Raw genomic sequence first — 14,704 nt, 5'->3', positions numbered from 1 at the left:
GGGGGGGGGTGGGGCTCTGGGCCTACTGCGGTCCGCGCGGGCTCGGCGGCGCGGTGGTCTCGCGCAGGACGAGGCGGATGGGCATCTGCACCTGGCCGGGCTGTCCGGCGTCCGCGTCCGGTTCGTCCAGCTGCCGCAGGAGCAGCCGGGCGGCCTCGGCGCCCTGGCCCGCGACCGGCTGGGCGACGGTGGTCAGCCCGACCACGTCGGCGAGTTCGTGGTCGTCGAAGCCGACGACGGACACGTCGTCCGGCACTCTCAGCCGGTGGCGCCGCAGCGCGCGCAGCGCGCCCATCGCCATCTCGTCGGACTGCGCGAACACGGCCGTCGGCGGGCGGGAGGCGGCCAGTAGCTCGGTCATGGCCCGTTCGCCGCCCTCGACGGTGTAGTCGCCGTCCGCCTCCAGGGCCGGGTCGTGCTCGATCCCGGCATCGGCGAGGACGTCGAGATACGCCTGGCGGCGCTCGACGGGGGTGGTCCAGTGCAGCGGCCCGCTGGACCCGCTGATCATGCCGATCCGGCGGTGGCCGAGGTTCACCAGATGCCGTACGGCGCTCTCCGTGCCGGCCCGGTCGTCGATGCCGACCACGGTGAAGCCGGGCCGGGCGCCGCCGACGGTGGTGGCAAGCGGCACTCCCAGCGAGCGCAGCGCGGCGGACTCCTCCTCGTCCGGGATGAGGAGCGAGAGCACGGCGTCCACCCGCTTGCGGACCGGCAGCTTGGTGAAGAAACGCTTGCGTGTCTCCGGCGAGCCCAGGTTGTAGAGCAGGACGTCGTACCCGGCGGCGCTGAACACCTTCTCGGCGGCGTCCAGCACGGTGCCGAAGAACCAGCGGCCCACATACGGGACCACGACCCCGATGGTGAAGGTGCGGCCGCTGGCCAGGCTGGAGGCCGAACGCGACGCGGTGTAGCCGAGCTGCGCGGCGACGGCCGCGATCTGTGCCCGCACCTCGTCGGAGACGCCCGGCCTGCCCCGCAGCGCGCGGGACACGGTGGACGCCGAGACTCCGGCGGCCCGGGCGACATCGGTGATGCTGACCGTCACAGCGCTTTTCTCCCGTCGGTTTCACATCGGTGTGATCTGCGAGTGACGTGACCGTAAACCCGCCCTCGTTGTTGCGCAAGCGTTTGCGTTCATATTTACTTGGGCCGATTTCCCAAGTGAGCTCGTTGTGATCGATGGTCAGCGCATGCGTTTGGGCGCTGTGAGCCGACAGGAACTGTGCATGCGATACGCCCCGCCCGGCCTCTGCGTGAACGACTTCGCCCTCCTGCGCGACGAGGACGGGACCTATGCGGTGCTGCACCTGCAGGGGCCCTGGACACCGGAGTTCGACCATCTGCGGATGGAGACCTCCTACGGCCGTGCCACTTCCACCGACCTGGTCCGCTGGGAGCCGCAGGGCACCGCCTTCGGCAACGGCCTGCCCGGCCGGTTCGACCAGCAGACGGTGTGGACCATGCACCCCTTCCGGCACGGCGACGGGATGGCGATGTTCTACACCGGCGTCAGCGGTCTCACGCCGGGCGGCTGGCCGGTCCAGTCGGTCGGCGTGGCGTACTCGGACCGCACGGACGGCACGGGCTGGCGCCGCCACGGCACCCTGCCGGTCGCCGAGGCGGACCCGCGTTGGTACCGCACCGGCGAGAGCATGGCCTGGCGCGACCCCTTCGTCGTACGCGACGACGAGTCGGATGACTGGGTCATGGTCGTCTGCGCCAGCGACGCCTCCCTGCCGGTGGATGTGAGCGGCTGTGTCGCCCTGGCCACCTCCGCCGACCTGGAGCACTGGACCGTCCGCCCGCCGCTCATCTCCCCGGGCGACGTCGACGAGTTGGAGTGCCCGGTCCTGGAACGCCTCGACGACGGCAGCTGGCTGCTGCTCGGCTCCATCGGCCGGACCCGCGGCTTCGAGGCATGGACCGCGCCGCGTCTGCGGGGCCCGTGGACCCGCCGCGGCCCGCTCGGTCCGACCGGCTCGTACGCCCCCCGCGTCATCCCCGCCCCCGACGGCTCCCGCGTCGTGCTGCACACCACGCCCCGCCGGGTCGGGCTCACGGACACCGGCGAGCGCTGCCGCGGCATGCTCGCCCAGCCCAAGTCCCTTGTGGTGGAGGGCGATTCGGCGCCCCGCCTCGAATGGTGGACCGGCCTGAACCCATGGCTCGGCGAGGAGACGGACCGCCCGACCCTGCACGCGGTCGGCGACGTCGGCATCTCCGGGCGCGTCGAGATCACGCTGCGTACCGACGGACCGCACGGCGACCGCCCCGCCCTCGTCGTCGGCTGCGACGGCAAGAACCTCTGGGTCACCGGCCCCGACGGGACCCGCCTCGGCGAGACCGTCCTGACCGAACCCGCCGCCTCACTGCGCATCCTCACCATCGGCGAGTACGTCGAGGTCTACGCCGACGGCGTGTTCGCCCTGACCACCTTGTGCTACTCCGGGCACCCCACCCAGTGGACCGCCGTCACCGAAGGACGCGAACACACCATCCCCGTCCGCCCGATCCGGCTGCCCGACCCCCACCGCGACGACGCCTCGGCCATCTGGCCCGGCCCCTCAACTCCCTGACGGGCCACAGCCCGCGCCCGCCGACCGACACCCCGCACGACCCCGGAAAGGCCCAGCCATGAACGTCACCGCCGACGCTCTCCGCTTCCCCGACGGCTTCCTGTGGGGCGCCTCCACCGCCGCCCACCAGATCGAGGGCAACAACGTCAACAGCGACTGGTGGCACATGGAACACAGCGGCGGCTCCATCGCCGAGCCCAGCGGCGACGCGGCCGACAGCTACCACCGGTGGCGCGAGGACATGGACCTGCTCGCCGAACTCGGCTTCACCGACTACCGCTTCAGCATCGAATGGGCCCGCATCGAGCCCGCCCCCGGCCACTTCTCCAGGGCCGAGATCGCCCACTACCGGCGCATGGTCGACGGCGCCGTCGAACGCGGCCTCCGTCCCATGGTCACCCTCCACCACTTCACCGTCCCGCGCTGGTTCGCCGAGCGCGGCGGCTGGACCGCGGACGGGGCGGTGGACCTGTTCGAGCGGTACGTGCGGGCGACCGCGCCAGTCATCGGCACCGGCGTACGGCACGTGTGCACCATCAACGAGCCCAACATGATCGCGGTCGCCGGCGCCATCCGCGAACTGGGCACCGAGGCACCCCCCGCGGCGGGACTCCCACTGCCCGACAAGGCCACGACCGACGCCCTCATCGAGGCACACCATCGCGCCACGGCCGCCGTCAAGGCGATCTCCGCCGACATTCAGGCCGGCTGGTCGATCGCCAACCAGGTGTACCAAGCCCTCCCCGGCGCCGAAGCCCTGACCGCGGCCTACCGCCACCCCCGCGAGGACGTCTTCATCGAAGCCGCACGGGGCGACGACTGGATCGGCGTCCAGTCCTACACACGTACGAGGATCGGCGCGGACGGTCCCCTCCCCGCCCCCGAGGACGCCGAACGCACCCTCACCGGCTGGGAGTACTACCCACAGGCCCTGGGCCACGCCCTGCGCCACACCGCCGGGATCGTCGGCGACGTACCGCTGATCGTCACCGAGAACGGCATCGCCACCGACGACGACAGCCGCCGCGTCGACTACACCACCGGGGCACTCCAGGAGGTCACCGCCGCCCTGGAAGACGGTCTCGATGTACGGGGCTATCTGCACTGGAGCGCGCTCGACAACTACGAATGGGGCTCCTACCGGCCCACTTTCGGCCTGATCTCGGTAGACCCGGACACCTTCGAGCGCACGCCGAAGCCGTCCGCGGCCTGGCTCGGCGGACTCGCCCGCTCCGGGATACTGCCGCGAGCCTGGTCCTGACGTACTCAGCCCGCCGCATCCGGTCCACCGGTCCGCCGCATCCGGTCCACGACTCAGCGGCGCACCGGGAAGGACCGCCTCAGCTCCAGATCTCCGTCGCCGTACGGTGCGCCGCGTCCACGTCCACCGACAATCCCGACTCCGTCAGGGCCGCGCCCAGGGCGGTCAGGGCGGCCCGGACGGTGTCCCGCGTCGCGTCGGGGCCGTAGTGGTTGACCCGGACCATTTCCTTGGCCAGGGCGCCGCCGCCGGCGGCCAGCGGGAGTGCCGGGTCGGTGGCCAGCGCCTTGGTGACCAGCTCGGAGGCGTCGATGCCCGCCGGAGTACGCAGCGTGGTGGCGACCGGGGCCGCGTCCGCCGCCTCGTACACGTACGGTTCGAGGCCGCCGCCCAGCGCGAGTGTGCCCGCGCGGGTGGCGGCCGCCGCCTTCGCGTGGCGGGTCATCAGAGCGTCCAGGCCCTCCTCCTCGATGCGGGCCACACAGGCGTCCAGAGCGAGCATCTCGAGTTGGGCCGGGGCATGGAGGAGCGTCTTGCGGCCGGTGTCGATCCAGCGCTCCTTCCAGTCCAGGAGGGAGAGGTAGGAGCGGCGCGGGGCGTGCGGGTTCGCGGACATACGGGTCCAGGCGCGCTCGCTCACCGAGACCGCGGAGACGCCGGCGGGTCCGCCCATCGCCTTCTGCGCCCCGATCACGCACAGGTCCACGCCCCACGCGTCCGGCAGTACCGGCTCGGCGCCGATCGAGGCCACCGCGTCCAGATAGAACAGGGCACCGTGCGCCCGTACGACCTCGCCGATCTCCGCCACCGGATTCGTGTTGCCGGTGGCCGCCTCCGCGTGCACGAGAGACACGAAGTCGATCTCCGGGTGCTCGGCGAAGGCCTCGCGGATCTGCGCGGGCGTGACCGCCGTGTGGAAGGGGACGGCCAGGTCGTACACCGTCGCGCCGCAGTCCCGCAGCCAGTCGCCGAACGTCTGCCCGTACGGACCGGTGATCACGTTGAGAGCCGTCGTGCCGGGACCGGCGGCGCCGCGAATGGCACCCTCCAGCGGCAGCAGCGCCTCGCCCTGCGTGATCACCACGTCCTGCTCGGTGGAGAGCAGCCGCGCCACGCGGTCCTCGATCGACGCGAAGTGCGCGGCGCTCAGCGGCGCCAGGTCCAGGAAGGGGTGGGTCACGGCGGTGCTCTCTTCGTTCACGGATGCGCTCACGGGGTAGACGAACACGAGCGTAACGGGCGTTCCTCCGCTCGCCCCACCGATGACTTCTGAGGCCGGACGGCCCAGTGGCCATGGGAATGGTTTGAGCAGCTCAAACCTTTCCTTATAATCAGAAGCCACAGTTCCCCCACAGGAGGTCACCCCGTGAAGATGGTCCTCGGGCGCCGGACCCGCATTCTGGCCGCCACCACCGCGACGGCCGGGCTGCTGCTCGTCGCCGGTTGCTCCTCGGACGACGACGGGGGGAAGAAGACCACCGCGAACGGGGTCGAGCTCGTGAAGGGCGGGCAGCTCACCACCTGCACGCACCTGCCGTACCCGCCGTTCCAGTCGGAGATCGACGGCAAGGTGCAGGGCTTCGACGTCTCACTGATCGACCTGGTCGCCGAGGACCTCGGCGTGAAGCAGGAGATCCTCGACCAGCCCTTCGAGAACTTCAAGACCGGCGGATCCCTCAACTCCGACCAGTGCGACCTCGCCGCGGCCGGCATGACGATCACCGACGAGCGCAAGAAGAACGTCGACTTCTCCGACCCGTACTTCGACGCCACCCAGGCCGTCCTCGCCGACAAGAAGAGCGGCATCGCCTCCTTCGCGGACCTCAAGGGCAAGAAGGTCGGCGCCCAGGCACAGACGACCGGCGAGGAGTACGCGAAGGGCAAGGGCCTCGACCCGGTCTCCTTCGAGTCCTCCGACGCGGTCCTCAACGGCCTGCGCACGGGCCAGGTCCAGGCCGTCGTCATCGACTACCCCGTCGTCCAGGGCTGGCTGAAGGACAAGGCCAACGCCGACGCCTTCGAGGTCGCCGACAACATCAACACCGGTGAGCAGTACGGGTTCTCGGTGAAGAAGGGCAACACCAAGCTCGTCGACGCCATCAACAAGGCGCTGAGCGACGCCCGGGCCGACGGCACGTACAAGAAGCTGTACGAGAAGTGGATCGGCCCGTACGACGAGAGCGCCGCCTCCGCTTCCCCGTCCGCCGCCTCATGAGTGGAACGGACACCCGAGTCCAGCCGCGCAAAAGCGGTCTGACCAGGCGTCAGAAGCGGGCCCTGTCACGCGGCATCCAGTACGCGGTGTTCCTCGCGGCCGTGGTCGCCCTCGGCGCCACGGCCGACTGGGACCGGCTGCAGAACCAGTTCGCGCAGGCCGACCTGGCCGAGCGGATGTTCCCGGACATCATCACGCTGGCGCTGAAGAACACCGTCCTCTACACACTGTCCGGCTTCGCGTTCGGCCTCGCCCTCGGCATGGTCATCGCCCTGATGCGGCTCTCCCCGGTGGGCCCTTACCGCTGGCTCGCCGGCATCTACATCGAGTTCTTCCGCGGGCTGCCCGCCCTGCTGATCTTCATCTTCGTGGGCGTCGCCGTGCCGTTGGCGTTCCCCGGCACGGAGATCCCCGGCGGGACGTACGGGAAGGTCGCCCTCGCGCTCGGCCTGGTGGCGGCCGCGTACATGGCGGAGACGATCCGCGCCGGCATCCAGGCCGTCCCCAAGGGACAGATGGAGGCGGCCCGTTCACTGGGCTTCTCGCATACGCGGGCCATGGTCTCGATCATCATTCCGCAGGCGTTCCGCATCGTGATCCCGCCGCTCACCAACGAGTTGGTGCTCCTCTTCAAGGACTCCTCGCTGGTGCTGTTCCTCGGGGTCACACTTGAGGAACGCGAACTCGCCAAGTTCGGCCGCGACCTGGCCAGCGAGACCGCCAACTCCACACCGATCCTGGTCGCGGGCCTGTGCTATCTGCTGGTCACGATCCCGCTCGGTTTCGTCGTACGCCGCCTCGAGGCGAAGGCCGGGGAGGCCACCAAGTGAGCAGCACGAACAGTACGAACAGCGCGAACAGCACGGGCAGCATGCCGGAGATCCATGTCCGTGACCTGCACAAGTCGTTCGGCGACAACGAAGTGCTGCGCGGCATCGACCTGGAGGTCAACTCCGGCGAGGTCGTCTGCGTCATCGGCCCGTCCGGCTCCGGCAAGTCCACGCTCCTGCGCTGCGTGAACCTCCTCGAAGAGCCCACCAAGGGCCAGGTCTTCGTCGGCGGCACCGAAGTCACCCACCCCGACGTGGACATCGACGCCGTACGCCGCCGGATCGGCATGGTTTTCCAGCAGTTCAACCTCTTCCCGCACCTGACGGTGACCGAGAACCTCACGCTGCCGCAGCGCCGCGTACTCGGCCGCGACAAGGATGCGGCGGCGAAGGTGGCCGCCGACAATCTGGAGCGCGTGGGGCTCTCCGAGAAGGCGGCGGCGTACCCCGCCTCCCTCTCCGGCGGCCAGCAGCAGCGCGTCGCCATCGCCCGCGCGCTCGCCATGGGCCCCGAGGTCATGCTCTTCGACGAGCCCACCTCGGCCCTCGACCCCGAGCTCGTCGGCGACGTCCTCGCCGTCATGCGCATGCTCGCGAACGAGGGCATGACCATGATCGTCGTCACCCACGAGATGACCTTCGCCCGCGAGGTCGCCGACCGCGTCGTCTTCATGGACGGCGGAGTGATCGTCGAGGATGGCACCCCGGCCCAGGTCATCGGCAACCCGAGCCATGAGCGGACGAGGCATTTTCTGTCACGGCTGCTGGACCCGGCGATGGCGGAGGTGGAGGAGGAGACGTCGGACCAGGTGGGCAAGAACCGCTGAGCGGAACGGTGCCCCTGCAGGGGCACGGGGTCGTCTCGATGCGCGGCTCCGTCGCGACCAGCCGTGTACGGCCCGCGGATCCTCTCCAGCGCGACGAATTAGAGTTTCGTGCATGAGCAATCAGTCGGTGCTGCACGTAAAGGGCCGGGTACTCGTCGGCCCCGACGACATCAGGGACGAACTCTGGATCGTCGGCGGCAGAATCTCGTACGAGCGCCCCTCCGCCCGTGACGTCCGTACCGTGAACGGCTGGGCCCTCCCCGGCCTGGTGGACGCCCACTGCCACGTGGGCCTCGACACCCACGGCCAGGTCCCCGAAGACGTCTCCGAGAAGCAGGCCCTGACCGACAGGGACGCCGGCACCCTGCTCATCCGGGACGCGGGCTCGCCCTCCGACACGCGCTGGATCGACGACCGGGACGACCTCCCGAAGATCATCAGGGCAGGCCGGCACATCGCCCGCACCCGCCGCTACATCCGCAACTTCGCCCACGAGATCGAACCCGAGGACCTCGTCGCATACGTCGCCCAGGAGGCCCGCCGGGGCGACGGCTGGGTGAAGCTCGTGGGGGACTGGCTCAACCGTGAAACGGGCGACCTGGGCGCCTGCTGGCCGCGCGACGCGATCGAGGCGGCGATCGCCGAGGCCCACCGCCTGGGCGCCCGCGTCACCGCGCACTGCTTCGCCGAGGACTCGCTGCGGGATCTGGTCGAGGCGGGCATCGACTGCATCGAACACGCCACCGGGCTGACCGAGGAGACCATCCCGCTCTTCGCCGAGCGGGGCGTCGCGATCGTCCCGACCCTCGTCAACATCGCGACCTTCCCGCAGCTCGCGGACGGCGGCGAGACCAAGTTCCCCCGCTGGTCCGCCCATATGCGACGGCTCCACGAGCGGCGTTACGACACCGTGCGCGCCGCGTACGATGCCGGGATCCCGGTGTACGTCGGCACCGACGCGGGCGGCTCGCTCGCGCACGGCCTGGTGGCGGGCGAGGTCGCCGAGCTGGTGACCGCGGGGATCCCGCCCGTCGAGGCGTTGTCGGCGACGAGCTGGGGCGCCCGCGCATGGCTGGGGCGGCCCGGCCTGGAGGAGGGGGCACCGGCCGACCTCGTCGTGTACGACGGGGATCCGCGGGCGGACGTACGGGTGCTGGCGGCGCCGCGACGGGTGGTGCTGAACGGGAGGGTCGTGGGCTAGGGGGGAGTACCAAGAGGGTTTTCGCCCCCGCCGCCCCTACCCGTCCCATCCTTCTGGGGTTCCGCCCCAGACCCCGCTCCTCAAACGCCGGAGGGGCTAATTACCAGCCGCGGGGGCGAAGAAAACCCCTCACCCACCCCCCAGCATCACCGCCCGATCCAGCGCCTGCAGAAACCCGTTCACCGTCGCCCGGTCCCGTACCGCCAGCCGTAGCCACTCCTCCCCCAGCCCGGGGAACGTGTCACCGCGCCGCACGGCGAAGCCGAGGCCGCGGAGGCGGGCGCGGACGGCCGCCGCGCGGGGCAGGCGGACGAGCACGAACGGCCCCTCGGCCGGCTCCATCACGCGCACCCCGTCGGAGGCGAACTCCCTGAGGCCCGCCACCAGATGGGCCCGGTCCACGACGACACGCCGCGCAGCATCGGCCTGTTCCGCGAGGGCCCGCGGCGTCATGCAGGCCTCGGCGGCGGCGAGGGCGGGAGAGGACACCGGCCAGAGCGGCTGGGCGCGTTCGAGCCCGGCGATCGTCTCGGGGGACGCGAGCACGTAGCCGATCCGCAGCCCCGCCAGCCCCCACGTCTTCGTGAGGCTGCGCAGCACCACGAGCCCCGGCACATCCGTCCGCCCGGCCAACGCCTCCCGTTCGTCCGGCACCGCGTCCATGAACGCCTCGTCGACCACCAACGTCCGCCCGGGACGGGCGAGTTCGGCGATCCGGGCGGCCGGGTGGAGGACGGACGTCGGGTTGGTCGGATTGCCGATCACGACCAGGTCCGCGTCCTCGGGGACGGCCGACGGGTCGAGCCGGAAGCCGTCCTGCGCCCGCAGCAGCACCCGGTCCACGGTGTGCCCGGCATCCCGCAGCGCCGCCTCGGGCTCGGTGAACTGGGGGTGCACGACAACGGGTTGACGGACCTTCAGAGCGCGCGCGAGCAGCACGAAGGCCTCCGCGGCACCCGCCGTGAGCAGCACCCGCTCCACGGGCAGCCCGTGCCGCGCCGCGACCGCGGCCCGCGCGGCCCGCCCGTCCGGATAGGCGGCCAGCCCGCCCAGCGACTCGGCGATGTGCTCGCGCAGCCAGGCCGGGGGAGTGCCGGACCGCACGTTCACCGCGAGGTCGATGAGCGCCGAGCCGTCGTCGCGCACCTCGGCGTCGCCGTGGTGCCGCAGGTCGTGCGCCTGCGCATGCCCCTCGGGGCGGGGGCCGTCTCTGCCGTCGCTGTCAGTGCGCATGGGAGTGTGCGTGGCCGTCGTGGTGGTGATGCCCGTGATGGTGGTCGTCGTCCGGGTGGAAGTGCGGCTGCTGCGGGAGCCCCACCTTGTCCTCGAAGCCGGGCAGCGCGATGCGGTAGACGCAGGAGTCGCAGTTCATCCGCAGATCGCCCTTGACCGCCTCCCGGTAGCGCTCCATGACCAGGTCGAGCAGCTCGGGCTCCGGCCCGATGACGTCGGCGGAGACCACCTCGACCTCCGGATGCGCGGCCGCCCACCCCTCGGCCTGTTGCAGCACCCGGTCCGGGAGGATGCCGGTGAACAGGAAGTAGGGGAGTACGACGATCCGCCGCGCGCCGAGCCGTACACAGCGGTCCAGGCCCGACGGCACGTCCGGCGCGGCCAGCGACACGAACGCCGTCTCCACGCCCGCGTAACCGCGCCCCTCCCACAGCAGCCGCGCCGCCTTGTGCACCTCCGCGTTGGCGTCCGGGTCGGTCGAGCCGCGCCCGACCAGCAGGACGGTCACCTCGGCACGGTCCTCGGGCGTACGCACCGAACTGCCGAGCGCCTCGTCGAGCCGCCGCTCCAGCACGGCGAGCAGCGCCGGGTGCGGGCCCAGCGGACGCCCGTACGTGTAGGAGATCCCCGGGTGCCGCTCCTTCTCGCGGGCCAGCGCGGCCGGGATGTCACCCTTGGCGTGCCCGGCGGACACCAGCATCAGCGGGACGGCGGCGAACCGGCGCACCCCCCGCTCGACCAGCTCGGTCACCGCGTCGCCGAGCGGCGGCGGGGACAGCTCGATGAAGCCGCCCGCGACGGGCAGTTCGGGATTGCGGCGGCCCAACTCCCGTACGAAGTCGCGGAAGGCCTCGGCACCCGCGTCGTCCCGGGTGCCGTGTCCGGCGATGAGCAGGGCGGGGGCGGGGGTGGTCACGATTTCTCCTCGGACTTCGACTGAGAATGAGATACGGGGTGATACAGCAGGGCGTTCAGTGCGGCCGCGGCCACCGCCGAACCGCCCTTCTCGGACACGTTGCTGACGGCGGGCAGCCCGCTTTCGCGGAGCGCGGCCTTGGACTCCGCCGCGCCGACGAAGCCGACGGGCAGACCGATGACGAGCGCCGGAGCGGCGTCCAGCGTGAGCAGCTCTTCGAGGGCGGTCGGAGCGCAGCCGATCACCCAGAGGGCGCCGGGCCCCACCTGCTCGTACGCGAGCCGGACCGCGTGCGCCGAACGGGTAAGACCCGGCCCGGATTTGGCGTCCTTCAGCCGGCACACGGTCTCGCGGCGCGTGATCCCCGCCGCGACCATCTCCACGTCCACGACCACGGGCGCCCCGTCGTGCAGCGCCCGGTGTGCCTTCTCAAGGGTGCCCTCGTCGGTCACCAGATCGCTCGCGTAGTCGAGGTCGGCGGCAGAGTGGATCACCCGCTCCACGACGGCCCGGGTCAGCGGCGGAAAGCGCGAGGTGTCCAGACGGGCCCGCAGCCGCCGGAAGGACTCCTCCTCGATGGGGTGCACGACCCGCGGCTCCGGGAACACGCGGCTGACGCGGCTTGCTCCGCCTACTCCGCTCACTTGGGCTCCTCCTGCCAGCGGTAGCCGCGCGGCGTCACCATGCGGCCGGCGATCTCACGGGTCGCCGTGTTGCCCACGGTCACCACCGTCATCATGTCCACCGTCGCCGGGTCGAGTCCCGCGAGGGTGGTGAGACGGCTGGATTCGTCCGGGCGCGAGGCGTTGCGTACGACCCCCACGGGCGTCGTCGGTTTCCGGTGCTCGGCGAGGATCGTGAGCGCCTTGGGAAGCTGCCAGTCACGGCCCCGGCTGCGCGGGTTGTAGAAGGTGACCACGATGTCGGCCTCGGCCGCCGCGCGCACCCGGCGCTCGATGACCTCCCACGGCGTGTGCAGGTCGGAGAGGCTGATCGACACGTGGTCGTGGCCGAGCGGCGCGCCCAGGATCGCCCCGGCCGCGAGTGCCGCGGTCACCCCCGGCACTCCGACCACGTCGATGTCGTCGGACGCCTCCGCGAGCGCGGGCGACGCCATCGCGTACACGCCCGCGTCGCCGCTGCCGATCAGGGCGACGGCCTGCCCGAGCCGAGCCTCCGCCACGGCGGTTCGGGCCCGCTCTTCCTCGGCGCCGAGCCCCGACTCCAGGATCCGGGTGCCCGGGCGGAGCAGATCGCGGATCTGGTCGACGTACTGGTCGAGCCCGACGAGAACGGAGGCCCGGCGCAGTTCGTCCTTCGCGCGCGGGGTGAGGAGGTCCCGGGCGCCCGGTCCGAGCCCGACCACCGCGAGCCGTCCGCGCGCCGCCCGGCGTACGACCGCACAGGTCGCCATCGCCGGCTGTGCTGTGGACTTGCGCTTGGGGACGAGGAGTTCACCCCCGCGCACCAGGGCCGCGGCCTCCGCCACCGATGGGGTGCCGACGGCGGCGAGCGGCGCGTCCGAGGGGTTCGGCACGTCGACCGCCGCCAACTCCTCGGCGCTGTACGTCACCACGGTCACCCCGAGCCGCTCGGCCGCCCCGAGGATGCCGGGCTCACCGGCCTTGGCGTCGACGGTGGCGAGCTCGGCGACGGACTTCGCGGAGAGTCCGGCGTCGCGGAGGGCTTCGTGGACGAGTCCGAGCACCTCGTCGACGGGAGCACCCTTGGAGGAGCCCACGCCGACGACGAGGGAGGGCGGCCGGAGGACGACTTCGCGCTCTGAGGGCTCAACAACCTTGTCGGTGACGCGAATTGAATACTGTCGACTTGAGTACTGTCCGGCTGCGGCTGCGGCTGCGGCTGCGGCTGCGGCGACCGGGAGCGGAGGCAGCGGCCAGGCCAACTCCGCCTTCAGCGCGACCGGTTCCCCGTCCAGCATGGCCCGGGACACCGCGGCCACATCGCCCTCCACGGGGAAACCGAGCGTGTCGAGACCGGGTACCCCGACGGAGTCGGTCGCCGTGGTCACCACGGGCTCGGCGCCGAGCAACTCGCCCACCTCGCGGGCGAGTTCGTTCGCGCCACCTCCGTGGCCCCCGACCAGGGACACCGCGAACCGCCCGCCCTCGTCGACGCACACCACCCCGGGGTCGGACGCCTTGTCGATGAGCAGCGGCGCGACGAGCCGCACCACGGCCCCCGTGGCGAGGAAGCACACGAGCTGCTCACACTCCGCGAAGGCCCGCCGCACGGCGTCCCCCACGGGCCCCTCGTACACGCGGGTACGGCCTGGCCAGGCCGAGGCCACCCGCTGACAGCCCGCCGAGCCGGCGGCCGTCGCGGAAATCAGGCCGATCACTGAGCGACTCCTTCACTACGCGCCGGAGGCCGGACGCCCCACAGCAGAAAAACGGGGTTGGTCGCCGCGAGCCGGGTGACGTCCCCGGGCAGCGGCGCGAGCCGGGACGACTGCAGCTGTACACCGTCGCACTCGAGCCCGGCCGCGACGAGCGCGTCCCGTACCGCCGGAACCCGGTCGAGCGCGGCCATCGCCACGACGACCGACCGCCGCGCCCGCCGTGCACAGACGGTCACGATGGCGGGCAGTTCGCGCCCGCCCCCGCCGATGAACACTGCGTCGGGGTCGGGCAGGTCGGACAGCACGGTCGGCGCGGCACCGTGCACGACGGTCACGTCGACCCCGTGCGCGGCGGCGTTGGCGCGTATCCGCTCCACGCCGTCCAGGGTCTTCTCCACGGCGGTCACGGCGGCCCCGAACCGCGCGCACTCCACGGCGACCGAGCCGGAGCCCGCGCCGATGTCCCACACATGCTCACCGAGCCGCGGCCCGAGCCGGGCCAGCGCCAGCGCCCGCACCTCGAACTTGGTGATCATCGAGTCGCGGTGCGTGAACTCGCCCTCGTCCAGGGCCCATTGGGCGGGCCCAGGCGGCGGCCCCGCGACCGTGCGTACGGGGGAGAGGACGCGTGACTCGTCGAGGCACAGCACGACGCTCACGGCCGGCCCCCAGTCACGGACGGCGGCCTCGGCGGGTGTGACCCGCTCGACGAGCTCCTCCGAGCCCGAGCCCAGGGCGGAGGCCACGACCAGAACCCGCTCACTGGACCGCAGCGCGGCCCCCAGCTCGGCGGGCCCGGAGCCCGGACCGGTCAGCACCGCCACCTTCGGGTGCGCCCGGCAGACGTTCACGGCGGTCCGCGGATCACGCCCGTGCGCGCTCACCACCACCGCGTCGTCCCAGGTCAGGCCCAGCCGGGCGAAGGCGGTGGCGACGGACGACACCCCGGGGTGGACCTCCAGCCGGCCGGCGCCGAAACGCTCCGCGAGCGCCCGTACGATCCCGAAGAACCCTGGATCCCCGGAGGCCAGCACGACGACCCGCCCCTGATCGGCGGGCTTCTCCAGATAGTGCTCGATCGCGTCGAGGGCGGGCGCGAGCGGACCGAGGACGATCCGCTCGGCCGTGTCCGGCAGCGCCGCGGCGACCAGATGCCGCAGGGCACCCACGACGAGCCCCGCCCCGGCCAACGCGGCCTCGGCGTCCGGAGGAAGGGGCGCCCCCGTGCCCGTACCGACGACGGTGATCACGGCGTCGCACCCGCGGCACCAGCCGTACCC

Annotated in this window: 13 protein-coding genes; 6 read left to right on the top strand and 7 right to left on the bottom strand. The window is 72.0% G+C overall.

Annotated elements, in window-relative coordinates:
* Positions 1-22: 22 nt before the first annotated feature.
* Positions 23-1,048 (bottom strand): LacI family DNA-binding transcriptional regulator, encoded by a 1,026-nt coding sequence (locus GAS53_RS24210; protein ID WP_151479805.1) that lies wholly within the window; start codon positions 1,046-1,048, stop codon positions 23-25.
* Positions 1,049-1,229: 181 nt separating this feature from the next.
* On the opposite strand from GAS53_RS24210, the gene GAS53_RS24205 reads away from it, so the two are divergent.
* Together GAS53_RS24205 and GAS53_RS24200 are read left to right on the top strand one after the other, a co-directional pair.
* Complete coding sequence (locus GAS53_RS24205) at positions 1,230-2,579, top strand: glycoside hydrolase family protein (RefSeq protein WP_151479804.1); 1,350 nt, start codon at positions 1,230-1,232, stop codon at positions 2,577-2,579.
* 58 nt (positions 2,580-2,637) lie between these two features.
* Entirely contained in the window at positions 2,638-3,840 is a 1,203-nt protein-coding gene (locus GAS53_RS24200; RefSeq protein ID WP_151479803.1) for a glycoside hydrolase family 1 protein, read from the top strand.
* A gap of 79 nt (positions 3,841-3,919) precedes the next feature.
* Here GAS53_RS24200 and GAS53_RS24195 read toward each other — a convergent pair whose 3' ends face one another.
* Positions 3,920-5,020 (bottom strand): pyridoxal-phosphate-dependent aminotransferase family protein, encoded by a 1,101-nt coding sequence (locus GAS53_RS24195; RefSeq protein ID WP_151479870.1) that lies wholly within the window; start codon positions 5,018-5,020, stop codon positions 3,920-3,922.
* A gap of 186 nt (positions 5,021-5,206) precedes the next feature.
* Between GAS53_RS24195 and GAS53_RS24190 the strand changes: the two genes are divergently transcribed.
* The 4 genes from GAS53_RS24190 (at position 5,207) to GAS53_RS24175 (ending at position 8,913) form a co-directional block, all read left to right on the top strand.
* Positions 5,207-6,055, top strand: a complete 849-nt coding sequence (locus GAS53_RS24190; protein ID WP_151479802.1) for a transporter substrate-binding domain-containing protein — start codon at positions 5,207-5,209, stop codon at positions 6,053-6,055.
* A complete protein-coding gene (locus GAS53_RS24185) occupies positions 6,052-6,885 on the top strand; it encodes an amino acid ABC transporter permease (RefSeq protein ID WP_151479801.1) in 834 nt (277 codons plus the stop codon). The genes GAS53_RS24190 and GAS53_RS24185 overlap by 4 nt, the downstream gene beginning before the upstream one ends.
* Before the next feature lie 41 nt (positions 6,886-6,926).
* Positions 6,927-7,712, top strand: coding sequence for an amino acid ABC transporter ATP-binding protein (locus tag GAS53_RS24180; protein ID WP_151479869.1), 786 nt, complete (start codon positions 6,927-6,929; stop codon positions 7,710-7,712).
* 112 nt (positions 7,713-7,824) lie between these two features.
* The gene (locus GAS53_RS24175; protein ID WP_151479800.1) at positions 7,825-8,913 is read left to right on the top strand and encodes an amidohydrolase family protein; all 1,089 of its coding nucleotides are present in this window, start codon (positions 7,825-7,827) and stop codon (positions 8,911-8,913) included.
* Positions 8,914-9,042: 129 nt separating this feature from the next.
* On the opposite strand, the gene cobC is transcribed toward GAS53_RS24175, so the two are convergent.
* From cobC to cbiE, 5 genes are read right to left on the bottom strand one after another with little or no spacing between them, the layout of a single operon-like run.
* Entirely contained in the window at positions 9,043-10,146 is a 1,104-nt protein-coding gene (gene cobC / locus GAS53_RS24170; protein WP_151479799.1) for an Rv2231c family pyridoxal phosphate-dependent protein CobC, read from the bottom strand.
* Positions 10,136-11,062: a sirohydrochlorin chelatase gene (locus tag GAS53_RS24165; protein ID WP_151479798.1), complete on the bottom strand. Its 927-nt coding sequence runs from the start codon at positions 11,060-11,062 to the stop codon at positions 10,136-10,138. The genes cobC and GAS53_RS24165 overlap by 11 nt, the downstream gene beginning before the upstream one ends.
* Positions 11,059-11,706 (bottom strand): precorrin-8X methylmutase, encoded by a 648-nt coding sequence (locus GAS53_RS24160; protein ID WP_225859052.1) that lies wholly within the window; start codon positions 11,704-11,706, stop codon positions 11,059-11,061. Before GAS53_RS24160 ends, GAS53_RS24165 begins: the two co-directional genes overlap by 4 nt.
* Positions 11,703-13,424 carry a precorrin-3B C(17)-methyltransferase gene (gene cobJ, locus GAS53_RS24155; RefSeq protein ID WP_151479797.1) on the bottom strand — a complete coding sequence of 574 codons (1,722 nt, stop codon included), beginning with the start codon at positions 13,422-13,424 and terminating at the stop codon, positions 11,703-11,705. Before cobJ ends, GAS53_RS24160 begins: the two co-directional genes overlap by 4 nt.
* The gene (gene cbiE / locus GAS53_RS24150) at positions 13,421-14,674 is read right to left on the bottom strand and encodes a precorrin-6y C5,15-methyltransferase (decarboxylating) subunit CbiE (RefSeq protein WP_151479796.1); all 1,254 of its coding nucleotides are present in this window, start codon (positions 14,672-14,674) and stop codon (positions 13,421-13,423) included. The genes cobJ and cbiE overlap by 4 nt, the downstream gene beginning before the upstream one ends.
* Positions 14,675-14,704: the final 30 nt, after the last annotated feature.

Source organism: Streptomyces albicerus, from assembly GCF_008905045.1.
GTDB lineage: Bacteria > Actinomycetota > Actinomycetes > Streptomycetales > Streptomycetaceae > Streptomyces > Streptomyces albicerus.
The sequence above is the reverse complement of the archived record's forward strand: the minus strand, read 5'-3'. Positions and strand labels throughout refer to the sequence as shown.